20 protein-coding genes and 1 tRNA gene are annotated in these 25352 nt (G+C 51.7%); 11 read left to right on the plus strand and 10 right to left on the minus strand.

Annotation, left to right across the window (positions count from 1 at the left end):
• Positions 1-33 precede the first annotated feature (33 nt).
• The 8 genes from TJ79_RS20715 to TJ79_RS20750 form a co-directional block, all read right to left on the minus strand.
• Positions 34-1590, minus strand: coding sequence for an ATP-binding cassette domain-containing protein (locus tag TJ79_RS20715; protein WP_040952246.1), 1557 nt, complete (start codon positions 1588-1590; stop codon positions 34-36).
• Positions 1587-2585 (minus strand): ABC transporter permease, encoded by a 999-nt coding sequence (locus TJ79_RS20720; protein ID WP_040952247.1) that lies wholly within the window; start codon positions 2583-2585, stop codon positions 1587-1589. The genes TJ79_RS20715 and TJ79_RS20720 overlap by 4 nt, the downstream gene beginning before the upstream one ends.
• On the minus strand, positions 2572-4203 hold the full coding sequence (locus TJ79_RS20725; protein WP_040952248.1) for an ABC transporter substrate-binding protein: 1632 nt from the start codon (positions 4201-4203) through the stop codon (positions 2572-2574). Before TJ79_RS20725 ends, TJ79_RS20720 begins: the two co-directional genes overlap by 14 nt.
• 42 nt (positions 4204-4245) lie before the next feature.
• The gene (locus TJ79_RS20730; protein ID WP_040952249.1) at positions 4246-4851 is read right to left on the minus strand and encodes a hypothetical protein; all 606 of its coding nucleotides are present in this window, start codon (positions 4849-4851) and stop codon (positions 4246-4248) included.
• Positions 4839-5495, minus strand: a complete 657-nt coding sequence (locus tag TJ79_RS20735; protein WP_040952250.1) for a hypothetical protein — start codon at positions 5493-5495, stop codon at positions 4839-4841. The genes TJ79_RS20730 and TJ79_RS20735 overlap by 13 nt, the downstream gene beginning before the upstream one ends.
• Positions 5492-6016, minus strand: coding sequence for a hypothetical protein (locus tag TJ79_RS20740; protein ID WP_040952290.1), 525 nt, complete (start codon positions 6014-6016; stop codon positions 5492-5494). The genes TJ79_RS20735 and TJ79_RS20740 overlap by 4 nt, the downstream gene beginning before the upstream one ends.
• Before the next feature lie 303 nt (positions 6017-6319).
• The gene (locus TJ79_RS20745; RefSeq protein ID WP_040952251.1) at positions 6320-6952 is read right to left on the minus strand and encodes an HAD family hydrolase; all 633 of its coding nucleotides are present in this window, start codon (positions 6950-6952) and stop codon (positions 6320-6322) included.
• Positions 6953-7024: 72 nt separating this feature from the next.
• Positions 7025-7978 (minus strand): LacI family DNA-binding transcriptional regulator, encoded by a 954-nt coding sequence (locus TJ79_RS20750; RefSeq protein WP_040952252.1) that lies wholly within the window; start codon positions 7976-7978, stop codon positions 7025-7027.
• Between the two features lie 489 nt (positions 7979-8467).
• Here TJ79_RS20750 and TJ79_RS20760 point away from each other — a divergent pair, with 489 nt between their 5' ends.
• From TJ79_RS20760 to TJ79_RS27375, 7 genes are all read left to right on the plus strand, one after another.
• On the plus strand, positions 8468-9361 hold the full coding sequence (locus TJ79_RS20760; RefSeq protein ID WP_040952254.1) for an ABC transporter permease: 894 nt from the start codon (positions 8468-8470) through the stop codon (positions 9359-9361).
• A gap of 3 nt (positions 9362-9364) precedes the next feature.
• Positions 9365-10261 (plus strand): carbohydrate ABC transporter permease, encoded by an 897-nt coding sequence (locus TJ79_RS20765; protein WP_040952255.1) that lies wholly within the window; start codon positions 9365-9367, stop codon positions 10259-10261.
• A 73-nt stretch (positions 10262-10334) separates the two neighbouring features.
• A complete protein-coding gene (locus tag TJ79_RS20770; RefSeq protein WP_238323089.1) occupies positions 10335-12008 on the plus strand; it encodes a type 2 periplasmic-binding domain-containing protein in 1674 nt (557 codons plus the stop codon).
• A gap of 60 nt (positions 12009-12068) precedes the next feature.
• Complete coding sequence (locus TJ79_RS20775; protein ID WP_040952256.1) at positions 12069-13865, plus strand: sensor histidine kinase; 1797 nt, start codon at positions 12069-12071, stop codon at positions 13863-13865.
• Complete coding sequence (locus TJ79_RS20780; protein ID WP_238323090.1) at positions 13862-15472, plus strand: response regulator; 1611 nt, start codon at positions 13862-13864, stop codon at positions 15470-15472. The genes TJ79_RS20775 and TJ79_RS20780 overlap by 4 nt, the downstream gene beginning before the upstream one ends.
• A gap of 40 nt (positions 15473-15512) precedes the next feature.
• Positions 15513-18329 carry a glycoside hydrolase family 2 TIM barrel-domain containing protein gene (locus tag TJ79_RS20785; RefSeq protein ID WP_040952257.1) on the plus strand — a complete coding sequence of 939 codons (2817 nt, stop codon included), beginning with the start codon at positions 15513-15515 and terminating at the stop codon, positions 18327-18329.
• A gap of 91 nt (positions 18330-18420) precedes the next feature.
• On the plus strand, positions 18421-18591 hold the full coding sequence (locus TJ79_RS27375) for a EutP/PduV family microcompartment system protein (RefSeq protein ID WP_155987973.1): 171 nt from the start codon (positions 18421-18423) through the stop codon (positions 18589-18591).
• A 65-nt stretch (positions 18592-18656) separates the two neighbouring features.
• On the opposite strand, the gene TJ79_RS20790 is transcribed toward TJ79_RS27375, so the two are convergent.
• Positions 18657-18733 (minus strand) — tRNA-Pro (locus tag TJ79_RS20790).
• A gap of 69 nt (positions 18734-18802) precedes the next feature.
• Positions 18803-19813, minus strand: a complete 1011-nt coding sequence (locus TJ79_RS20795) for a LacI family DNA-binding transcriptional regulator (RefSeq protein WP_040952258.1) — start codon at positions 19811-19813, stop codon at positions 18803-18805.
• A gap of 541 nt (positions 19814-20354) precedes the next feature.
• Here TJ79_RS20795 and TJ79_RS20800 point away from each other — a divergent pair.
• The 4 genes from TJ79_RS20800 to TJ79_RS20815 all read left to right on the plus strand — a co-directional run bounded on the left by TJ79_RS20800 (position 20355) and on the right by TJ79_RS20815 (position 25267).
• Positions 20355-21269 (plus strand): ABC transporter permease, encoded by a 915-nt coding sequence (locus TJ79_RS20800; RefSeq protein ID WP_040952259.1) that lies wholly within the window; start codon positions 20355-20357, stop codon positions 21267-21269.
• A 14-nt stretch (positions 21270-21283) separates the two neighbouring features.
• Complete coding sequence (locus tag TJ79_RS20805) at positions 21284-22171, plus strand: carbohydrate ABC transporter permease (protein ID WP_040952260.1); 888 nt, start codon at positions 21284-21286, stop codon at positions 22169-22171.
• 50 nt (positions 22172-22221) lie between these two features.
• On the plus strand, positions 22222-23817 hold the full coding sequence (locus tag TJ79_RS20810) for an extracellular solute-binding protein (RefSeq protein WP_040952261.1): 1596 nt from the start codon (positions 22222-22224) through the stop codon (positions 23815-23817).
• 100 nt (positions 23818-23917) lie between these two features.
• Positions 23918-25267, plus strand: a complete 1350-nt coding sequence (locus tag TJ79_RS20815; protein WP_238323091.1) for a glycoside hydrolase family 30 protein — start codon at positions 23918-23920, stop codon at positions 25265-25267.
• The last annotated feature ends 85 nt before the right edge of the window (positions 25268-25352 follow it).

Here is a 25352-nt window from a genome sequence, read left to right on the forward strand (position 1 = left end):
TTTCGTTCACCCCTTGCGATTCATCCATCTTCTTCATGCGGTTTGCTCATCAAGCCGCTTACCGGCGTGTAGAACGATGGTCTGATCGGAAATGTGCCGGGCGGCGGGGAGGTCATGGGTAATGAGCAGCAGCGCCATCTGATGTTCCTTCACTTTGTTGACGAGCAGATCGAACACTTCTCTTTTCACAAGGGGATCCAGCGCTCCCGTCGGTTCATCGGCAATGAGTACCTTCGGCTTGTTAACGAGCGCAAGAGCGATCATCGCCCTACTTAACATCCCTCCGCTTAATTGGTGAGGATACATATTTACTACGTGCGCCCCAAGCTGGACTTCCTCCAAGGCTGCGATAGCGGCCGCTTTTTTTTGCGTTTGAGTCGTATGAAGCCGCATCGCCTCGAAAAACTGCCTGCCGATGGTCATAATCGGATTAAAGCTGCTCCTCGGATCTTGGAAGATGTAAGCGGCATCGATCCAACGCTGCATCCGGCCGGAATCGCCCGCTGCGTAGATGGGGAGGCCGTTTAATCTTATGGCGCCTTCCACCGACTCGTCTGGCAGGAGTCCGTATACCGCCCGGGCCACGGTCGTTTTGCCAGAGCCGGATTCTCCGACCAAGGAGGTGATGCTTCCTTGTTTTACCTCGAAGGAGATCGGATGGACGATGGTCTTTTCTCCGTAAGTCACCTTCATGTTGCGGACACTGATGGCACTGGTCTTTTCATCCGCTTTGGGCTCTTGTGGCTTATTCGGCAAGATTCGGCTCGGCTTACGATCGATCTTTGCTTCAAACCGATGGCCGGTCATCTTGCCTTCTCCGATGAGGGCGAGCGCGATGATGAGCATCAGGATGGCGGTAGCAGGAGGCAAAATCATCCAGAGCCATGCATCCGTCACGAAGGTCTGCGTGCGCGAAAACGCGTCTTGCAGCATCCGCCCCCACGATACGGTGCTGGGATCGCCAATCCCAAGAAAGGAGATACTGGCTTCCATCGCCACCGCCGCTTGAAACGAGACGACGAACTTGGTCCGTATCAACGGCCATAGAAAGGGCAGCAGATGCCTGCGCAAAATATAGCCGGTTTTTCCCCGGTAAAGCTGTGCCGCTCGCACGAATTCTCTTTCTTTGAGGGAGAGCACGGAGGCGCGGATGAGTTTCATATATCCCGGCCAGGTTAACAAGCTTAGCGTGAGGATCAATTGCCAAGTGCCGCCTCCCGTGAAGGACGCGACAATCAGGATCAATAGCAAAGAGGGAAGCACCAGCAGCATGTTTGCCAGACCGTCCAAAACCGGGTCGAGCTTTTTGGAGTAACCGGCGACGAGACCCAAGGCAGCGCTTAAAAACGTGCTGATCACCGCGACGGTAATGCCGATGATCAGGGTCGTCCTTGCTCCATAGACGAGCTGGCTGAACAGATTCTGTCCAATGGCATTCGTGCCTAGCCAATAGTCATAAGACGGATGCATCAGCCGATCTCCGTCAATCGCATAGGGGGAAGACGTCATGATCAGCGGACCGAATAGCGCGGTCAATCCATAAACGGCGAACAAAATCAAGCCAATGCGCTGAGACCAAGTTAGCTTCATCTTCCCACCTCGCCAGTCTCGGCTTTGCGGATTCGCGGGTCCAAATAGGGATAAAGCAGATCCCCCAAGAAGTTCAGAACAAGCACAAATAGTGTCATCAAAAGGAACAATCCGTGCAAAAGCGGGTAATCCCGGCCGAGAATCGCTTCTTGTAGCAATTTTCCGATTCCCGGATAAGCGAATACCGTCTCCACCAGAACGGAGCCGGCAATCAGCAATCCCACTCGAACGAGAATCAGAGCGACCAAAGGCAGAGCCGCGTTACGGGCAATATGCCGAAAAAGGATTCCCCATGAGCCCACTCCTTTAGCAGAAGCGAACTCGACATAGGGCTCATGGCGGACACGAAGGGATTCATTGCGCATGAGCAAATAAATGCCCGCCATGCCTCCTAACGTCAAGGTTAAAGAGGGCAATGTGGCATGGCGAATCACGTCAAAAGCCCGTTCCAACCAGGAATCCGACCGCAGGAAGGCAGTCTTTGCTCCGCTAAGGGGAAACCACTTTAATTTCGCAGCCAAGGCGATAAGAAGAATCATCCCGAGCAAAAACTCCGGAACCGAGCTGATGCCCAGCATGGATAGAAAGAAGCTGCGATCCGTTCGTCCTGGATATCGCCAAGCGGAGTATAGCCCGGCCAAAAGCCCGATCAAAATGGAGAAGAGGCTTGCCGTTCCGACGATCAGCAAGGTCCAGGGCAAACGCTCCATAATGATTTCGTACACCGGGGCTTTGTGCGAAATGGATAAGCCGAAATCGAAGGTGACGATTCCTTTCAAATACCGAAGGAATTGGTCGCCCAACGAGTCATTTAAGTGATAGTACTCCAGCATGGCCGCCTTCTGTGCTTCTGTCAGGAACACAGCGCCTTCTTCGCCGCCGCCCGTAATATAGTCGACAGGCCCCCCCGGCAGAAGCCGGGGAAGCCAAAAGTTCAACAGAATAACGAACGCGAGCACGAGCAGATAGGATCGGTATTTTTTACTTCTTGGCATCGATCAGGAACGCCTTGTTCTCCCAAAGCGGCATGCCGTCCGCGATGCCACCGTAGGTGTTTTTCCAGCCGTCGAACGTCTTGGCATTATGAATATCGTAAAACGGGCGATGGTACAGGACGAGAGTGGGCAATTCTTCGGCCAGAATGTCCTGCATTTGGTTGATGATTTCGTGGCGTTTCTCTGCATTGCCTTCCTGCATTTGCTGCTTGGCAAGGGCTTGGAACCCGTCCGCATCAAACACCGTTCCGCGCGAAGCCAGCGTGTTGGCGGCTTGGCCGGAGAACCACAGGCGCAGGAAGTCTGGATCGCCGCTTACGCCAATGTGACCGGTAAGCGCCATATCGTATTTGTTTTCGCCCATCGCATCGGAGAACGCCGTAGAATCCAACTGATTGATCTTCAGATCAATGCCGACTGCTTTCAGCATTTCCTTCATCATGGCCGCTTCCTGACTATTCGAAGAGGTCATCAAGCTGAGCTTCAGATCTTGCCGGATTCCGTCGGCATTCTTTTTGTAGTCAAGCTCATCCAGGAGTTGTTCCGCTTTGGCTTGATCATAGGCATACTGCTTTACCTTTTCGTTATACCAGGGAGAATCCGGCGGGATGACGCCCCCACTGCCGACGATCGGATCGCCGCCTGTCAGCTTGCGGGCCATTTCTTCGCGATTCAGCGCATAGGCGATGGCTTGGCGAAGCCGCTTGTCCTTTAGCTGGGAGTGCTCAAGATTGAAGGTAATGCGGACGACGCTGCCTGTTGGGTTGCTCTTGATTGTCTTGTAGCCTGCTTTCTCGGCTGTTTGGACGTCGGCGTAGTTGAAGGTAAAGGTTTGATCGATCTCGCTGTTTTGCAAGGAAAGCAGCTTGTCGGAAACACTCACATAAGCAATTTCCTTAACGAGGACATTGCCTTTGAAATAATCGTCGTTGGCTTCGTAAAGATATTGACCCGAGGTCGAGTCGTATTCCTTCAGCTTATATGGACCCGTTCCGATGAGAGCGGCCTTCTCTTGAAATTCAACCGGTTTTGTGACGGACTCCCAAATATGCTGTGGAAGGATCGGCACGATGCCTACCAAATCGCTGAGGAAAGGCGCATACGGGTTGTTCAGGTGGAAGGCGACCGTCAAATCGTCGATTTTTTCCACGCTTTTGATCTGGCTGATATCTCCGTTCCAATTGAAGGGGTGGGTCTTGTAATAAGTGAAGCTGAAAACGACATCGTCCGCCGTGAAGGCCTCGCCGTCATGCCATTTCACGTTCTCTTCGAGTTTGAAGGTGTAGGTGAGCCCATCCTCGGAGATCTCCCACGACTTGGCAAGCCACGGAATGACGCCTGTGTCGTCTTTCCAAGTCAGCGTATCGAAAAGATAGGAATTGCGGAGGTAACCAAAAGGTCCGGATGAACTGAAAGTGAAAGGGGAAGGGAAGCCGACGTTGCTGCCGGCGATTTTCAGCATGGGTACAGTCGAAGATGCCGGAGTTGCCGTCCCTTGCTCACCAGTCGTGGCGGCAGGAGCCTGACTTGCAGTGGAATCGGTCTTCTTGTTTCCTTCAGCGCATCCCGTCACAACGAAGATAAGAGTTAGAATGATCAGAAGCATGGATTTTCTCATTTTGAAAGGTTATCCTCCTTGATTGTCTTTGTGAGATGCCCGTTATATTTTTCCGTTTGCCAGCCAGGGCAGGAACCCATTCAGAAAACGTTCCGTAGCCGGCATGAAATAGGAGCCGTAATGATATTCGGGGTCCAGGGTCGTTAAGATCAAAGTGCCCGATGTGCTTTTTTTGTCGACGTACAAAATGGAGCCGTCATTCTCGATCTTAATAAGCGATTCGACTTCATGCTCGGGGAAAAAGACGCCGTGATAATGCCAGGTTGCATCTTCCAGTTGGATATAGTTGAACAGGTCGTGTTCCGGTTTGGTCAAAACCAGGCCGCTCTTTGCTTCCGGTTCCCGCCACCACCAAAAGTTGGTCGGACGGAACTCCCAGCGGTGCCCGCTAAACCACGGGTTCGGCTGGGCGCCTAGAGCGACGGCGATTTTTCCCTGCTGCAAAAACGATTGGATGGCGTGCATATGGCGCGTAATCATCCCTTGATGAATCTGCGAAGGAACGATGAGGATATCGAACCGCTCAAGATCGTTCTCCGTCAGCTTAGGCAGGTATACCATTTCTTCGATGTACGGCTTGTATTTCGGGTCCGTGAACGTACGGTGCTGATGGGAGCTGCCCGCGTAAAGAACCGCTATTCTGCGCATTCTTGACCCCTCCTCGTCTGCAGCGCCTGGTATTCGTCGTAAAGGAAGCGCTTGAACTGATCTCCGATCCTTCCCGCGCTATTGGTCGAGTGCCGATAGCCTAAAAGATTCCTACCTGAGTGCACGATGATGGTTCCTTGACTGCTGAGTCGGTCAATGTAGGTGACCGGCTCGTCTCCCGGCAGCCGTAGCAGTACTTCTGCTCCTGCGGGAAGGGGATGATGCCCTCTGGCAAAGAATCCGGCTACTCCTTTGTTGTATGTAATGTCGTCTGAAAGCACACCTTCGAAGATCGGATGATCGAGCACCGTAACCGTGTAATCGAGATGGTGGTGGATGGTCTTGGGAACGAATAAGGACGCTCCCGGTATCCAGGGTCGAAACAGGTGTCCGCAAAAGACGAGGATATGGCCTTGATTCAGGAACGCCTCGATGTGCTCCTGTTCTTCCAGCATGAGTTCCTGATCAATGAACTCGTCGACGATGAGGAATTTATGTCCGGTTTCGCAAAGATCGTAATCTATCAGGTCGTACTGATCCAGCACCTTCATATTCGGATCAAGCTGGCTGTCGCGGACGTTCTGCTCGCTGAAGCTCGCTCCGGAGTCCAGGAAAAGAAAGTCCGCTTCCGTTTTCCGATTCATGAGAGCCTCCTGATCTCGAGCAGTTCGTCTTGCGGAAGCGTCAATGCACGTTCGCATAGATCGGACCTCAGTTGCTCGTTAGCGGCAGCTTCATCTTTCGTCATCGTGCCTTCTCTGCCTTTTTTTAAATAATCGTAGAATACGGCAGGCAGAAAATTAGGTTTTAACGCGACTTCAACCGCTGCCCCATTGGAGTTGGAAATCACGAAGGCATACGATTGCGGTCGATGGGGGTCATATTGCGCCACCGGATAATGCACATCGACGGTATAGGCCCCACGTGTCACCACCCGGGTCGTGAATTCAAACGCGTCGCGGAAGCCGGGACCCGCGTGGCCGGAGCGTATGCGGATGTCTGCCCGTTCCGGGGCATCGGTGCCGTACAGCTCGGCGAAGGCGGCCTGAACGACGCGAAAACCGACGCCGATCGCCATTAACGCCAAGTTGCCATGGTAGTTGCGAAGCTCGGAAAACCGCAGGACCAGCACCTCGCCACGGTCTTTTACCTGCAAGACAGTCATGAAGAAAAAGCACCTCTCCCCTAATAAAAATTGATTATCAATGATAATCATTATCAATAAGATATCAATAATGAGAATCATTATCAATGTCAAAAATTGGCCATATTTTGTTTGTTGAAACAAAATAGCCTCCAGCCAATGGAGCATTGGATGGAGGCTATTTACTATTTTGACAATAGTTGGCGAATTCCTATGCCAACTCTATCACTGCCATCTGGTGATTATCCAGATAAGGCACGGTGTAGCGGAGTTCGCCGCCGCTGTGACGGTGAACCGCAGCTCCTTCATCGACGGAGCCAACTTTCAAATGCTTTGGAGACTAAGAAGAGCAAGGATATCTTTCGGATGCGTAAACTTATATTTAGCTGGAATAGCCTCAGGCTGCCTGCATCCCCACAGCGCCAATCCAAAGTCTACCCCAGCGTCTCGGGCACATTCATAGTCATAGATGGTATCGCCGATGTAGATCGAGGCTTCAGCCTGTGCTCCTGAAATCTCAAGAAACTTAAGCAAGGGTTCTGGGTGGGGCTTATGCAGCTTCGTATCATCTGCGCATACAACATAAGGCAGGTTACGAATGAGTCCAAAGGGGACCAAATCATAGATGAACTCTTGTGTTGTTTTGGACGTCACAACCCCAGTACGAATGGATTGCTCCCTTAGATCGGTAAGCAGCTCCTGAATACCGTCGTATACGTCAATGGTATGTTGATAATCCCTCATCAGATCAATCCAGCATTTATTCGCATGGTCAACGTCTTCAATACCGAGTTGGCGCAGAGACACAGCCCCCGGAATCCCGAGGGCAAACACTAACTCCTGCTGGTTCATTTCCCGATTATATTGACTCCTGAGCAGCTCCTGCAACGATCCCAAAATCGCTTGTTCTGTATTTAATAGCGTGCCGTCAACGTCAAAGATAAAGGTCGTGTACATGAATCTCATCCTTCCTCCGCATGAGTAGAAATAATCTCTACCCGTATGCTAAAGTATGAAATCCATTCCAGGTCAATAGCAAGATTGACGCATGATGAGGCGATAAGGGATCTCTACCTTATCCTTTGATTTCTCAATGGTAAGGTCAAAAGCCTGTTCGCCGACTTTTACCAATTGATGATCTACCGTAGACAAGCGCAGCCCGATTCCAACAGGCTGATTCTCTTGGCCGATGATCGCCAAATCCTCCGGAATCCTGAGCTGCATGCTCCTTGCGTGCTGATAAATGCCTGCTGCGACCTCGTCGCCGTTTGCATAAACGGCGGTTGGCCTACACTCCAAATCCAGCAATTGTTTTGCTGCTCTTTCCCCGTCATCAATGCTGTAGCAATCCCTAATATGATAAGCCGAAGGCAGGTTGCCGAAAACTTGCCGGTACGCTTTTATCGTCAACTGCGTGCTATTGCTTTCTTCTCCTCTTGCCGTCATGAATGCGACCCGCGTATGCCCTTTATCCTTTAATAGCTGAAACGTGTCTATAAAAGATGCATATCGGTCCATGTAGGCACAGCCGATTTCAGGATGATCTGTGTATTCGCACGCGACGATCGTTCCGTACTTGGCATAGGGCACAATGGCACTCCAAGCGTTGGAACGGGAAGTAATGATGATTCCGTCCAGTTGTTTATTTTTCAGCATCGCCAAGTAGCTGAGTTCTTTTTCTGGATCATACTTCGTAGGCAGAACCGTCACGGTATAATCGCGCTCGACCGATCGATTAAGGACGCCGTGGAGCAGTTGGTCAAAGGCTTGATTGTCATTGAACGGCATAATCACGCCGATGCTTCTCGTTTCCTTCCGTATTAAATCGACGGCCGAGCGGTTTGGTGCGTAGTCCATTTCATCAATCACGTGCTGTACGGCTGCCCGCTTCGATTCGGATACATAAGGATGGCGATTCAAGACTCTCGATACGGTCGATACGGAAACTCCTGCGCGTTTTGCAATCTCATTGATATTTGCCACCGTCGCCATCTCCTATATCCCACACTTCAACTTCTAGTCTTGCGTAGTAAACAAAAAAGCTTCTCACAAGTGCTTTTTTATTCCAGTATAAAGAGCGCATTCGGAAAAAACCATACGCGTAAAAACCGGAGAGTCCATGAATGGAGGGCTCTTCTCTGTCGATTCGTCTCAGGAATCGCTCGTTGTGCCAATCAAAAACTCCATGGACATCTCCACCGCAAGGCATTCCCTGTCTCTTGATTTAAATAGAAGGTATGATAGGAAGAGTCGTCGCCTCTAACTGGGAAGCGGCGACTTTTTTCGGCATGAATGCGGGCGCACTCGGCATAACGGGGATCTCCGGTCTGTTCCGACGCATATCTTTTGCCACCCCCATTAAAAAAGAAAGCGTTTCAAAATATCCAATCAGAACGATAGATATCCAATCATAGTTGTATAGGCGTACTTTCCGGTTCCCTTTATGATAGAGACATCGAGGGGGAATGCAGATTGTTTGCCAAGCTTTATAAATACCGGTGGCAGTACCTGATGATATTGCCGGGAGTCGTCTTGCTGCTGTTATTTAGCTACATTCCAATGACGGGGATTCAGGTGGCATTCCGTGATTTTCAAATCGGAACCTCCATCTGGACCAGCAAATGGGTCGGTCTGGATAACTTCAGCTTCCTTCAGGACCCGCATTTTTTAACGGTGGTCAAAAATACGCTCTACATCTCAGTGCTGAAGTTCATTTTCGGCTTTCCCGCGCCGATTTTGCTGGCGCTTTTGATCAATGAAGTGACCCAGCCGCTGTTCAAACGTTTCGTGCAGTCGGTCAGCTATCTCCCCCACTTCTTTTCCTGGATTGTGGTGGCGTATATCCTGCAATCTTTTCTGACCCTGGACGGCGGATTGGTTAACGATCTCATTGGAAAAGCCGGCGGTCATCCGATCTTTTTCCTAGGTTCTACGGAATGGTTTCGGCCCATGATCGTGGCCAGCGGACTGTGGAAGGAGACGGGCTGGAACACGATCCTCTATTTGGCCGCCATCACCACCATCGATCCGCAGCTCTATGAATCTGCCAAGGTAGAGGGAGCGGGGAAGCTTTCGCAAATCCGGCATATCACTTTTCCGGGTATCCTGCCAACCATCTCCATCGTGCTGATTTTGAGCGTTCCCAGCCTGATTACGGTGGGCATGGATCAGATCTATCCGCTGATGAATTCGGCCAACCAAGGGGTCGCGGACGTGCTCGATACCTATATTCTCCGCAGCGGGTTACAGCAAGGCTATTTCAGCATGGCGACCGCGGTGGGCTTGCTCTCGTCGCTGATCAGCCTGCTCCTGGTCGTCGGGACCAATCGTTTGTCCCGTTCGATCAACGGCGAAGGGTTGTGGTAAGCCATGAGGATAAGTAGAGGAGAAAAAATCGGCCAATTCGTCATCGTCATCCTGCTAGCTTTGACTTGCCTTTCGGTCCTATATCCGTTTCTCTACATGCTGGCCATCTCCCTGAACGACGGAGTGGATGCAGCCAAAGGCGGAGTGTATTTGTGGCCGCGCCGTTTGACGTTTATCAATTACGAAATCGTACTGGGCAATCAGGTCATCCGCCACTCGTATCTCATAACCATCGGCCGAACGGTGCTCGGCACCGTCGGTGGCTTGTTCGTCACGCTTCTGGTCTCCTTCGGCTTGTCCTACCGCGGGCTGCCTTTCCGGACAGGGATTCTCAGCTATATTTTGCTGACCATGCTGTTCAACGGCGGATTGATTCCGTTCTACATTCAGCTGAACGATCTGGGACTGATCAACTCGTTCTGGGTGTATATTTTTCCGGGACTCTTCTCCGTTTGGAATATGTTCGTCATGCTGAAATTCATCCAGGGCATTCCGGAAGCGCTTGTGGAGTCGGCGGAACTGGACGGAGCCAGTCCGGTGCGGGTATTGTTCCAGATCATCGTGCCCCTATCCAAACCGATGCTTGCAGCGCTAGGGCTGTTCACGGCAGTGGGACACTGGAATGATTGGTTCGCCGGCGCTTTCTATGTCACCAAGCAGAATCTGATTCCGGTGCAGACCTTCCTGCAGCAGCTGCTTTCGGCTTCGGACCTGTCTTCCGTACTCGGTTCGAACAATAACCAGGAAGCGTTGGCCCGCAGTTCCCAATTGAAGAACATCACGCTCATGTCCATCAAGATGGCTGTCGTCATGGTCAGCGCCCTGCCCATCCTGTGCGTGTATCCGTTTTTGCAGAAGTATTTCGTCAAGGGCGTGCTGATCGGCTCCGTGAAAGGCTAATTTCAGGGTATTCGGGTAACCGACTATATACCGGATTTGCAAAAGTATCGATTCCGAATAGGGGGTATTCAACTTGAAGATCAAAAAAGCGGGCATGGCCTCTTTGGCTATCGCGGCCATGCTTACGGTGGCGGCATGCTCCGGCTCTGGCGGCACTGCGAAAAACAGCAGTGAACCGGCGGGAACAGCAGCCGCAAGCGGCGGCGCCGGTTCAACAGATTTCAATCTGTGGCTGGGCTGGACAGCGACTATCAACAATGACAGTCTGGTGCAGAAGTATTGGAAGGAAAAAGAGCCCGGTGTGGACGTGAAGCTGGAAACGACCCAAGGCGACGCGATGACGGCGCTCAATCTGAAAATCAACACCGGCGGTTTTGAGGATGCGGCGATTTTCGGCCTGAACGATACGGTCAAGAGCGCCATGAACCGCTCCAAACAAATCATGTCCGTCGAGCAGTACTTCGATATGCCGGACAAATACCCGGGGCTCGCTTCCATTCCAAAGCAGTACTTGGATAAATTGAAGGATAAAGACGGCCACATCTGGTTCATTCCCACCTGGTTCGACCAAAATCCTGACAACCCGTGGCCGGGCTGGTCTTCGATCGCCTGGATGGTGCGGACGGACGTGCTGGAAAAAACGGGTATGACCAAAGCGGATCTGGCCACCATCGACGGCGTTGAGACGTTCTTGAAAAAAGCGGCGGAGCAAAAGGACGCATCCGGCAAAAATCTGCTTCCTCTCTCCTTCCTGATGGACCCCAACGATACGCTGGGTTGGAGCGACGAAGAAGCCATTCTCACCGCCTTCGGTGTAACGACGGCCGGCACGGGCGTCGAGAAAAAGGGTGATAATTTCGTCTTCGCCTACGACGATCCTAACTACAAAGCCGCCTTCCAGTGGATGAACAAATTGTACCGGGAAAAGCTGATCGATCCCGAAGTCGTAACCAACAAGAAGGAGCAATATCAGGAAAAGAACAAGGCCGGCCGTGTGGCGATGAACGCGGGCACCTTCTGGAACATCGATACTTCCACTTGGGAGACGCTGGACGGTCCGACGGCGCCTGGCTGGTATTATGAACCAATTCCTTACCCTAAAGTTCCAGGGGTAGAGAAGGTCGGCATCAACCAAGTCATCAACCCGAATCCGCAATACGGCGTCTACATCAGCTCCAAGACGAAAAACCTCGAAGCGATTCTCAAGTTCTTCGACTATACGCTTTCGCCAAAACCAGAACAGCAGCAGGTGGTCAACGAAGGTCCGGCGGGGCTGTATTGGAACTGGGTCGACCAGCCTCTGGGCAAATGGAAGTTCACCGACGAAACGTATAAAACAGCCCGTAATTCCGGTGACCCCGCGCAGAAATCGAAGGTGACGCCCGAACTGTATATGACCTCGTCTTACAGCAACGAGTGGTACCCTTGGTGGATGACGGCAGATATCAACAAAGCGGGAGCTGCAAAAACGATGCAGTACAGCGCGGAAGTCGGTAAAATGGGTGCTGTACGTGTTGCCCAACCCTATGATTTAATCAGTATGAAGCAAGGCGGCTTGTGGGAGAAGTATTCGCCCGAGCTGGAAAACATCCGCAAGGAATATCGGGGCAAGCTGCTGATGGCTAAAGACGACGCGTCTTTCGATGCCGCATGGAAGGACTTCCAGGATGCGCTGGAAAAACGCGCACACTGGAGCGAAGTGAAGCAGGAATGGCAAGAGGTTTACCAGGCTAGCACTCAAAAGTAAGAGGCGAAGGAGCAGCCCCACTGGGGGCGTGCTCCCTTTGCAATTTTTCGGGGAGGGCTTATGAAAGTGAGTCACCGTTTGGAAAAATGGATCATTCATATGACCCGATCCATGAAATTGCGGAGCAAAATCGTGCTGCTTTACTGCCTTATCGTCTTCCTGCCGACAGTACTGCTCGGGGCCGGCGCCGGCTATATGACGCTGCATATCGTGCGGGGTAATTATATGCTGACCGTCAAGGAAGCGGTCCGGCAGAGCGCCCAAAGCATCGAGTTCCGCAAGGAAAGCTATGATCTTTTGGCTACTCGAACCGCTACAGACGGCGAACTCATCTCCCGGTTGTCCCGGGATTACGCGGATATTTACGACCAATTGGGTACAGTCGAGTACGTGGATCGCTCCTTTTTGTTTACGAGCAAATATTTGCCGGGTATCGAAAATTTCCGCATCTATCATACCAACGATACGCTGGTTCAGGATGGCGGACTTTTATGGAAACCGGAGGGGCGCATGCTCTCGGGGATGGTCGAACGCGAATGGTATGCGGATAGACTCGCCAGGCCGGAAATCCTGCTGTGGACCAATGCCGCTGACGACAAGACGCGGCTGGTCGTCTCCCATAAAATCTTGAATACATACGGCGATGTTTACGGCATCGTGTATCTGCTGCTCAACTATAACGAAGTGTTCGCGGATTCCTTCAAGCATCCTTTTGACGGCGCCGGGGACTTGTACATCGTGGACGAAAACAAACAGATCATCGCTTCCTCGGTACCGGGTGAAATCGGCAGCAGCCTGATCTCATCTTCCTTGGGCCGGTATTGGCACAGCCCGGAAGAGACGGCGCAAGCGGAAAACGGCAGGATGCTCATTACCCAGGAAATCCGTTCGGGCTGGACCGTTGCCGCTCTCGTCCGTCTCGACCGTTTGGAGGAGCAATCCACACGGATTCTGTATTCTTTTGTGGGGGGCATCTTATTCTTTCTGCTGCTCTCTGTCTTTCTGATCCGGGTTCTCCTGAAGAACATCATCTGGCGGATTCGCAAGCTGGGAAGCCGGATGACGGACATTTCCGAGGGGTATTTCGACGCCACCGTGAAAAACCGGGATGACGACGAGCTGGGCGAGCTGGAAGTGATGTTCAACTCCATGTCGAGCCGGCTGCGGCTCTTGGTGGAAGAGCAGACCCAAGCTATACTCAAGGAACGCGAGCTTTCATTCAAAGCATTGCAAGCGCAGATCAATCCCCATTTTATCTATAACTCGCTCAGCCTGATCCGTTGGCGGGCTATGGATTTACAGGATGACGCGCAGATTCGGACGATCGACGCTTTGACGACGTTTTACCGGCTTGCGCTCCACAACAAGGTGAACGTGACGAGGATCCGTGACGAGATCGAGCACGTGAAGGCTTATCTGGAGGTTCAGCAATTACGCTATCCCGGCCAAGTGTTTGTGGAATGGGAGATCGAACCTGAGGTTTTGGATTTTTATACCATTAAGCTCGTTCTGCAGCCGATCGTGGAAAACTGCTACCTGCACGGCGCCATTACGAATCGAGGGGACGGCTTTATTCAGATCACGATTGGGCGGATTGGGGATACCGTTCAATTTCAAATTTTCGATAACGGCAAAGGGATGGATAAAGAGAAGCTGGAGAAGCTGCGGAACGGAACGTATACCGGCACCCGGAACGGCTTCGGCATGAATAATATCCGCGATCGGCTGACGCTTTATTTCGGGCCGGAAGGCCGCCTGGAAGTGGACAGCATGGAGGGAGAGTGGACGATGGTGACCATTCGGATTCCCGTTTGCGAGGAAAGTCCCGGCATTCAGAGAGGGGAAGGGGCATCATGAGGGCATTGATTGTCGATGACGAACAAATGCAGATTGAAGGTCTTGTGCACCATATCCGCTGGGCTGCGCTAGGATACGAGCCGCCTTTAACCGCCCGTTCGGGCGATGAGGCTCTCGCCGTATTGGCGGAAGCGGATGTCGATGTCCTGATCACAGACGTCTCGATGCCCGGCATGACGGGCATCGAGCTGCTCGCCAAGTGCAGATCGGACTATCCCAAATTTTCGTCGCTGCAGACGGTGATGATCAGCGGGTACGACGAATTCGAATTCGTCCAGGAAGCCATTCATCTGGGGGCGAAGTCGTATGTTTTAAAGCCCATCAAGACGGAGGAATTGGAAGAGAAACTGGTTGCTTTTCGGGACTCCTTGGAAAAAAAGAAGCGGATGGAGCAGGAGACCGTCATGCTTAGGGAGAAAGTAACCGAAAGCTATGATGTGCTGCAGGAAAGGTTCGTCAAGGATCTGATCGACGGCTGGATCCATAGCGACGATTTGTTGGACTCTTGGCGCCGTTTGCTTGATCTGCCCGAGGGAGAATGGCGGGCCACGCTCTTCCTTTTCGGATATGACCGTCCATTCCCCACCGGACCGCAGGATGCCAAGGAACGGATCGTGCTCAGCGAGGCGCTCCTGAATGCCGTAAAGCTGGTCATGTCCGGGTATCCCGGAACGTATATCGGGAAAACGGGAGCGGACGAAGCGGCGGTTATTCTGCTTAACGCGACTCCCGCGGACCGGGTGAAACTTGAAAAACAGCTTGCTTTCGTGCAGGATGTCCTCAAGGAGCAGCATAACGCTTCCGTCACCGTGGGGGTGAGCCGGGAATGCCGAACATGGCCGGATATCCCGCAGCTTTATAAAGAAGTGCGGCACATGATGGCCGGGGCTAGAATGGCGGGGAACGGGCAAATCCTGCATTTTGACCGGTTCGATATGAACGAGTACCATGATTTTCGGCTGCGGGAGGAATACATTCCGGAAATCGTCAAGCTGGTGAATGGCGGAGAGGATGAGAAAGCCGCTGCTTACTTGGATCATGCACTGGAGAGGATATTGGAAAGGCAGCCCGTATCGTTTTCCTACGTTCAGGCGTTCGGCATGGGGCTGCTCAGCGAATTGGCGCGAAAAGGAAAGCAGGCGAAAGAGTCCGATGCTGAAATGAATGTCCTGATGTGGCAGAAATTGATCAATTGCACCGGTACAGAGGAGGTACGGGGAGTCGTCCTGGACTACCTCATGCAGGTATCCCGATTGAAGGAGCAGGATCAAACCGCCGGGCAGCATCATTTAATCCAAAAGGTCGCCCGTTATCTGGAGGAGAATCTGCAGGATAACGTAACGGTGAAGCAGCTTTCCGAACAGTTCCATCTGAATTCCAGCTACCTGAGCGTTCTTTTCAAAAAAGAAATGGGCCGGACCATCTCCGACTTCGTGCAGGAGGCGCGGATGAACAAGGCCAAGGAGCTGCTGCGGGACCCAAGCATCAAGGTGTACGAGGTGGCGGAGCAGGTCGGGTTTCAAACGGCGGCTTACTTCACTTTCCTGTTCAAAAAATGGACGGGAACGACGCCCCAAGAGTACCGGGACTATCATTATTCCTCGTAAATAGACAAGTTTCAGGAGAATAGGAGTAGGAGTGATACTAATGTTAAAGAAAATCAACTTGGAAGGCGAATGGATGCTGCAACTGGACGAAGGCAAAAAAGGGTCTTCGCTTCCTTTTACCGACACTATTCTGCTGCCGAACACCACATCTCATGCCCGCAAAGGAGCGAAGAACGAGGAAGCGTTGGTCGGATCGTTGACCGACAGCTACAAATTTGAAGGATACGCTTGGTTTGCAAAAGAGGTGGAGATTCCCGCGGAGTTGGCAGGCAAGACATGTTTTCTCTATTTGGAGAGAACCCGCATGACCACCGTCTGGGTAGACGGCCGGGAGATCGGTTCACGGAACAGCCTGAACGCTCCCCATCTCTACGAGTTGACTGGTTACCTTCAAAGCGGTCGGCAGACCATCACCGTACGCGTGGATAATACCGATTACCCGACAAAAGGCGGCCACTTGACCTCGCCGGACACGCAGACTAACTGGAACGGGATTACGGGGCGCATCGAGCTGCAATTTTTCGGCGAATCGTATTTACGCGACATTCGGTTGACTCCGAACCTCGCGGACCGGTCTGTTACCATTGCGGCCAATCTAGAGGGAGAGACTGGGGTGACCGCGGTCGTATCGGCGGCTAGCTGGAACGGCAATACGAAGCATACTGTCGCCGAAAGAGAGCATGTTCTCTCTGACCGGGACGTTTCTTTTACCTACGAATTGGGCCAAGACGCGCTGCTATGGAGTGACCTTGAGCCGAACCTTTACAAGCTGAAGGTTTGTTTGAAAAACGCGGCGGGAGAGGTTCTGGATCGGCATGAGCTGATCTTCGGTCTGCGGGAATTCAAAACCGCCGGGGATAAGTTCACCATCAATGGAAACCGGACTTTTCTTCGCGGCAAGCATGACGGGCTTATCTTCCCGCTGACCAGCTATGCGCCAACCGACGTGGAGGAATGGCTGCGTATCCTCGGCATCGCCAAGTCCTACGGCATCAACCATTACCGGTATCACACCTGCTGCCCGCCGGAAGCGGCCTTTACCGCAGCGGATATGCTGGGTATCTATATGCAGCCAGAGCTGCCGTTCTGGGGTACGATCACCGAAGAAGGCGATGAGAACCATAACCAGGCGGAACAGGATTATTTGGTGAGCGAGGGCTATGCCATTTTGCAGTCCTTCGGGAATCATCCGTCCTTTGTGATGATGTCGCTGGGTAACGAGCTGTGGGGCAGCCGGCCAAGAATCGATGCAATCCTGAAAGCCTATAAGGAATTCGATAGCAGACCTCTCTACACCCAAGGTTCCAATAACCATCAATGGGTTCCAGAGGTGCTTCCCCACGATGATTTCTTCAGCGGGGTACGCTTTACCCGCGACCGTTTGTTCCGGGGCTCCTACGCCATGTGCGACGCTCCCCAGGGTCATGTTCAAATGGATCTGCCGGGGACGATGATGGACTATGACGCTCAGATCGTTCCTCCCGATTTTTATCAAGGGCGTGGAGAGAACGAGGCAGCCGGAACGGAAGGCGCCACGGTGCAGATTCAATACGGCACGGAAGCCAAGACTGTAAAGGCTGATGATGCTGCGGGAGAGTGGATTCCTCAGGTGCCGGTAGTCTCCCATGAGATCGGACAATATGCGATGTACCCGGATTACGCGGAAATCGAGAAATATACCGGTTCTCTGAAAGCAGAGAATTTCAAAATATTCCGGGAGCGTCTGGAGGAAAAAGGGCTGGGGCACCTTGCCAACGCATACTTTAAGGCCTCCGGGCACTTGGCGGTGGACTGCTACAAGGAAGAGCTGGAGGCTGCTTTCCGGTCCAGACGTCTGGCGGGCTTCCAGCTGTTGGACCTGCAGGATTTCAGTGGGCAGGGGACGGCGCTGGTCGGCATCCTAGACGCCTTCATGGATTCAAAAGGGCTGGTCACTTCCGAAGAATGGCGCACCTTCTGCAGCGACGCTGTTCTATTGGCGCGGTTTGAGCGGTTTAACTATGTATCCGAAGAGCGCTTCGATGCCCATGTCGAGTTGGCTTGGTACAGAAGCCAGCCTCTTGAGCGAATTGATCTACAGTGGCAATTGGCTGCCGGTTCGGAAACTTTGGCGGCCGGTGTAACCAATGCAGGCTTCCCGGCGGGCGCGAACTACATCGATATTTGCGACCTCGTCATCGAACTGCCGGCAGTCGATCGTATGACGCAAGCGACACTATCCTTGCAAATTGCCGGGACCGATGTCCGCAAGGCCTATGATCTCTGGATCTATCCGCAAAAAACCGACACCGGCTTGGACGGCATCCACCGGTTTACGGAGCTTTCCAGTGAGGCGATGGCTCTCTTGGAGCAAGGGGAGAACGTGCTGCTCATGCCAAACCCCGAGAGCTTGACCAATGCCATCGAAGGAACATACTGCACCGACTTCTGGTGTTACCCGATGTTCCGCTCCATCTCTGAGAGCATGAACCGTCCGATTCCGGTAGGTACCCTCGGTCTTCTGATCGATAAGGCGCATCCGGCGCTCCAGGATTTCCCCAGTGAGGAGCATTCCACCTATCCTTGGTGGAATATCGTGTCCCATTCGAAATCGCTCATCTTGGACGGGACGGACCGCGAATGGAGCCCCATCGTCCAAACGATCGATAATTTCGAACGGAATCACAAACTCGGCTTCCTGCTGGAGTGCCGCGTCGGAAACGGCAAGCTGCTCATCTGCCCGTTGGATGCGGAAAAAGCCGGAGAGTCGCCGGAAGGCAGGCAGTTCCTCTCCAGTCTCGTCGGTTACATGAAATCGTCGGAGTTTAATCCCGCATACAAGGCGGACGCATCCGAGCTGCTTCAATTAATCCGATAATCGCCGAACATTAAGTTGCGACGGGTAAGGCTATGACGATATTATCGTTGTAGCCTTTTCTCTTCCCGCACTGTTTTCTAAGGAGCCCGCTATGAAAAAAATCCTCATAATCGGAATCGTAGCCAGCGGTAAAACGACTTTGGCAAAACGTTTATCGAACCAAATGAACTTTGAAACCAAGCTGCAACGATACAGGAAAAAAGTAATCCGGCTTTATGATAATAAGAATGTGGAAGAGCTAGTCAGCAGCTTCTTCATCTAGACGGAGCAGCTTTTGCGGACATAAAAAAACCGCAGCCGAAAGACTGCGATTGGTTTGTAAGGTTATGGTCGAGACGACAGGATTTGAACCTGCGACCTCTTGCTCCCGAAGCAAGCGCTCTACCAAGCTGAGCCACGTCTCGATAGTCCATTTAGGACCAGCGAAAAATAGTATAGCACAGACTGGAGCGAAAGCAAAGAAATTTTTCTGGTTATTCGCCCAGGGGTTTACAGGAGTCGCGGATGATCACTTCAGAGTCCACGACAAACACACGTTTATCATGATGCACGTCATCGTTCATCTGATCGATCATTTTTTCCGTCAAAATCGCGCCCATGGTATACTTCGGTTGATTGACGGTGCTTAATGTCGGCGTAATGTATTTGCTGATCCGGTTATTGTCGACGCCGATGACGGACAGATCTTCCGGGATGCGGATATTTCGCTCGGCACAGGCCTTATAGACACCTAGAGCCATTTCATCGTTGGCGCAGTAAACGGCTGTGAAGTGAGCATTTTTGGCAAAAAGGCGCTTCATCGCCTCATAACCGCCGTCCTCGTTGAAATCCCCGTTTTCCAAGAGCTCAGGACGGAATGGAATTTGCCGGTCTCTGAGTGCTTTCAAATAGCCTTCAAGGCGCTCATAGCTGTCGGTAGACTCGGCGTAGCCGCTGATGAAGACGATGTCCCGGTGGCCGTTTTCAATTAAGTAGAGCACGACCTGCTGGGAAAATTTCACGTTGTCCGTAAAGACGCACGGAATCTTCTCATGATTGATATTCCGCCCGATGATGCCGACGGAGTACCCTTTGTCTGCAATCTGGCATATTTCCTCATCGGAAATCAGCGGGGCGATAAGCACGACGCCGTCAATCGTACGGTCCATCAGCAGGTTGAGATATTCCCGTTCCTTGTCCCTTTGATTTTCCGAGTCGCAAATGATCACCTTGTACTTCTGGGCGTAAGCCATGTTTTCCACGCCTTTGATGATCTCGGTAAAATAGGCGCTATTGATGTCCTGGGCGATTACGCCGATGGCCATGGAACGCTGGGAACGCAAGTTTTTCGCGGCGGCATTGGGGTGATACCCCAGTTCCTGGATAGCCTCCATGACTTTGGTTCTCGTTTTGAGCGTGACGTTGTTGGCCTTATTCAGGACGCGGGAGACGGTAGCTGGAGAAACCCCCGCTTTTGAAGCGACATCTACGATTTTAATATCCACGTTTTATCATCGACCTATCCTGATTTCTTTAACCCGATAACTATAATATATACTATAATACACCGTGAAATCGATTTCAATATATAGTCGGAAAAAATCATTAAATTTGACCGAAATTGAAAGAATTTCCGCTGCTATTCACTAAAATAAAAAGAAATCGATTTCACATGAAAACGAAGACGAGATAACACCTTCGCGACGGCTTCATTTTTTGAAAATCCATCTTGATTTTCTGATTCCGTCTATTTTATAATACATTCAGAAGAATTGAAATCGATTTCAATTTAGTGTGTTGATAATCTTCGAAAATATCGCCATTATTTCGGTGTATTTCTACAAAAAATTCATTTACCAAAAGAAATCGATTTCACAATTCGAGCTTAATATCTGCAAATTGGTGGTTTTCGTGACTTTCCTGCTGTAGATTTTGCTGAATGGACTAACAATTTGAAATCGATATCATAATTAGAAGGAGTTGCATGCGCTTACATAAAAAGGACTAGGAAAGCAGTTTTTATTATCGGTTAGAGGGGAGAAGTCTATGTCCAGTTTTTTTAGAGAGCTGCGAAAGAACAAGGTTTTGTTCCTCATGATTTTGCCTGCGCTGATTTTCTTCGTTGTATTCAGTTACTTCCCTATGATTGGCGTTTACTACGCGTTCACGAACTTCAGCTTTGACGGCGGGTTGTTCAAAAGCCCATTTGTCGGGATAGATAACTTCCGGTTTCTGTTTGAATCCGGTGTTTTGATGAAATTGACGAAGAACACGGTGCTCTATAACCTGGCCTTTATTTTCCTAGGCAATTTGCTGCAGTTGATCTGCGCCATTTTCTTGAGTGAGATGGTGGGGAAATGGTTCAAGAAAATCGCCCAATCAGTCATGTTCCTGCCTTTCTTCATTTCCATGGTTCTTGTCGGCGCTTTCGTGTTCAACCTGTTCAGCTTTGAAACCGGCGCGGTGAACGGATTCCTGAGGATGATCGGCGCTCAGCCTTACGACTTCTATATGCATACCGCTCCTTGGAAATTTATCATCGTCTTCTTCCACGTTTGGAAGGGGATCGGCTATGGAACGGTCATTTATTTGGCCGCCATTCTAGGGATCAGCGATGAGTACCACGAAGCGGCGAAAATCGATGGAGCGAATATTTTTCAACGGATTCGGCACATCACGATCCCGTTATTGATTCCAACCTTCGTCTTGCTGATCTTGCTGGCCCTTGGCGGGATTTTGAAAGGGCAATTCGATCTGTTCTACCAAATCATCGGCAACAATGGGATGCTGTTCGATTCCACGGATATTATCGACACCTACGTTTATCGAGCACTCGCTGTTAACTTTGATATCGGCATGGGGACGGCTGCCGGTTTGTATCAATCCTTCTTCGGCCTCTGCCTTGTTCTTACTGTGAACTGGGTGGTTCGCAGATTTCAAAAAGACTACGCGTTGTTCTAGGAGGGAGGTTTACCGTGAAAATACGTGCAGAGCGTTCCACGATCGCTTTCAATATCATCGGGTATGTGTTCATTTCGCTGCTGACTTTGCTTTGCGCCTTGCCGTTCTGGCTTATCATTACCGGCTCGCTGTCGGTGGAAACAGACGTCATCCGCGACGGCTTCCGGATATGGCCCAGTCATTTTACATGGGAGGCGTATTCCAAAGTATTCGAACGTCCGCAACAGATTTTTAAAGCGTACGAAGTCAGTATCGGCGTCACTGTCATCGGGACTGCCCTCGGATTATTTCTTACTTCCATGGCCGGCTTCGTGCTCTCCCGAAAGGACTTTAAATATCGGGATTCCTTGTCCTTCTTCATTTATTTTACAACGCTGTTCAGTGGCGGTCTGATTCCTTGGTATATCTTGATCGTCAATAACCTGGGTTGGAAGGACAATTATATGGCTCTTGTCGTTCCCGGGCTGATGAGCGCTTGGAATATCATCTTGATGAAAAATTTCATGAAATCGATTCCCGATTCCATTGTGGAGTCGGCCAAGATCGACGGCGCCGGAGATTTCCTCATTTACCTCAAGCTGATTTTGCCGCTGTCCACTCCGGGTCTTGCCACCATCGGGTTGTTCATGGGACTGGGCTACTGGAATGATTGGTTCTCCGCCAACGTGTTCATCACCACCGAGGCCAAATATCCGCTACAATTCCTTCTTTATAAAATTTTGGCCAGCGCCGCCGTGTTGAAAACGGACGTCGCGTTGAATTTGGCGGCCGATGTCAAGCCGCCGGCGGAAACGTTGAAAATGGCCGTGGCCATAGTCGTCACAGGCCCGATCATTCTCCTGTATCCCTTTGTACAGCGATATTTCGTCAAAGGGCTGACTATCGGAGCGGTCAAAGGTTAGACCCGGGAAACCGGCTAATATATCCAATTAATCAAGATGGGGGAGTAAACTTGAGTAAAAAACTAGGCAAGGTATTCTCATTGATCCTCACCTTCGCACTTGTGAGCACGCTGATTGTAGCATGCGGCGGCACCAAGGATGAGAGCAAGGAAACGAAGGCTCCGGAGGCGTCCAAAGCACCGGCAGCGACAAAGGCAGCGGAAACGGCAGCGCCTTCAACCGGCCCGGACATCAGCAAAAAAGTCGTACTGAACTGGTACCTGGTAGGCGACGCTCACACGGATACGCCAAAGGTCATGGAAGAATTCAACAAGATGCTGGAACAAGATTTGAATGCAACCGTTAAGCTGAACTTCACGACTTGGAACGAGTGGCAAACGAAATACAATCTGCTTCTCGCCTCGGGAGAAAAAGTCGATATGATCTTCGCTTCCTCTTGGGCTGACTTCTTTAAATATGCCAAGCAAGGCGCGTTCCTCGATCTGAAGGATCTGCTTCCCGTGTACGCTCCGCAAACCTTCAAAGAAGTGCCGGATTATGACTGGAGAGACGTTACCATTGACGGAAAAGTCTATGCCATTCCCAGCACTTTTCCGGAATATACACCAAACGGGATCGTTTACCGGGAAGATTGGCGCAAAGAGTTGAACCTGCCGGAAATCACCGATTTGGACAGCATCGAAAAATATTTGGACGGCGTGAAGAAGGGCAAAAAAGTAACGCCGATCAACGGCAGCGCTTGGAACGAAGTCAACACGTTGTTCCATGATTACTATGACTTCAAAAATATCGGCGGCGACAGCAAAGTTATCGTGTCCAAAGGCTATGATACACCGCGCGATGTGGTAGCGTATCCTTTCACTCCTGAATTCGCGGAGTGGGCAAAACGGATGAAGACTTGGGCCGATAACGGGTATTGGAATTCCAACACCCTTTCCTCCAAGCAGGAAGCCGGCGATTTTATCAAGACTAATACAGGTGCCGTTTATTGGCGTAACGCTCCGGGAGCGGCGGGCTTTATCTCTGACCTGGAGAAGAATCACAAAGGCATCGAGGGCGCGTACTTCCCCTTCAGCCGTTTCCATAACTATGTAACGCCGAACCTGGGCATTAACAACGGTATGGCCATTCCGAAAAGCGCCGCCAATCCGGAGCGTTCTTTGATGGTACTGGAAAAAATCCGCTCCGACGCGAAGTATTACAACTTGATGACCTATGGCATCGAAGGCCGTAACTATGCGTTCCAGGCTGACAACAGCATCATCTCGCCGGCTCCGGGTCAAGATCCCGCCAAGGTTACCGCCTATGGCATTGCTAGCTGGGGTTGGAGAACCACCAAAAACGAACACCCATCTGCCAACCGCTGGGCTGGAGAAGACGCGATGAAAGAGGAATTCAGCAAGATTTCCCGTCCGGATATTTTCCAACCGATCCTGATGGACTATGAGCCGGTGAAATCTCAATTGGCCGCCGTCAACCAAGTGTACGAACAGTACGGCCGTCCGCTCATGATGGGTCTCGTACCTAACGTAGATAAAGCGCTGGAGACCTATCAAAACAAGCTGAAATCAGCAGGCATCGATGCATTGATGAAATACGTGCAGGAGCAAGTGAACGCTTACTGCGACGCTAAGGGAATTAAATAAGGAAGATCATGGCGGGACCGACGACCTGGCCGGAAGAAGGCATTCCTTCGGTTCGGGCGGCGCGGCCCGCCTTTATTTTGCAGCGGAGGTTGATGCGGGAGTGAAGAGAAAAGCGGAAATATGGCTGACGACAGTAGATCAGGAGCATATGTTGGCTCGGCAGGAGGATGCGGAATTTGTGGATGGAGCGACAGTCGCCACTCCGGCGGATTACACCGTTCGGGTCGATCCAGAGCGGCAATATCAGGAGATGGATGGCTTTGGCGCATCCTTTACGGACGCATCAGCTTATTTGGCGGTGAAGAGTCTAGGCGAAGAAGCACGCAAGATGATGATGCGGAAGCTGTTCGACCCCGCGGAAGGCATCGGTATGACCATGCTGCGCCAGCCTATGGGCGCTACGGATTATACGACCGAGATTTACAGCTACAACGATCTGCCGGATGGTGAGGAGGACTTTGCGCTGGCGCGCTTTTCTATCGACCATGACCGGGACTATGTGATTCCGGCGGTGAAAGAGGCGCTATCCATCAATCCGCAGATCAAAGTAATGGCTTCTCCGTGGAGCGCCCCGGGTTGGATGAAGACGTCGGGTCACATGGTCACCGGGACGCTGCGTCCGGAGTGCTATGGCGTCTATGCCGAGTACTTCGTCAAGTTCATCCAGGCTTATGAAGCGGAAGGGATTCCGATTTTTGCGGTAACGGTACAAAACGAGCCGGGCTACGGCCCAGGCCACTACCCTGGCATGGTGATGAAGCCGGAGGAGGAGCTGCGGTTCATCCGCGACTATCTGGGCCCGGCTTTCCGGCGAGCAGGTATTCATGCCCTCATCATGTGCTACGACCATAATTGGGACGTACCGTCCCATCCGCTGGCGATATTGAAAGACCCGGAAGCGGCCCAATATGTCGCTGGGGTGGCGTGGCATGTTTACGGCGGCAATCCGGATGCGATGTCCCTCGTTCACGACGCGTTCCCGGAAAAAGGCGCATGGTTCACCGAAGCCTCAGGAGGCGAATGGATACCACCCTTCCGCACGGCTTATCTGGATCAGATGCGCAACGTCATCGCCGTCCCCCGGAACTGGGGCAAGTCCGTTGTCTGGTGGAACGTGGCGTTGGATGAAGTCAACGGGCCGACGGTGCTGCCACACAGCACCTGCCGGGGCGTGGTGAAGATCGTGCAGGAAACGGGCGAGATCATCTACAACCTTGATTATTACACTATGGGACATATCAGCAAATTCGTGCAGCCAGGCGCTAGGCGCGTCGAATCCGATCATTATTTCGATGAACTGGAAACCGTGGCGTTCCTTAATCCCGATGAGTCCAAGGCGCTGATTGCATCCAATCGCACGGCGGAAGCGAAAACCATCGAGGTGGCGGCAGACGGAGGCGTTTTCCAGTATACCCTTCCGGGAGAAAGTTCGATTACAGCCAGGTGGTAGCATAAGCGCATCTTGCAACAAGGAAACCCGGTTACAGCCTGATTGGCTGCATCCGGGTTTTTCTTTTTGCATTATACCAGATCCA

The sequence above is a fragment of the Gorillibacterium massiliense genome, from assembly GCF_000455485.1.
In the GTDB taxonomy this organism is placed as follows: Bacteria; Bacillota; Bacilli; order Paenibacillales; family NBRC-103111; genus Gorillibacterium; species Gorillibacterium massiliense.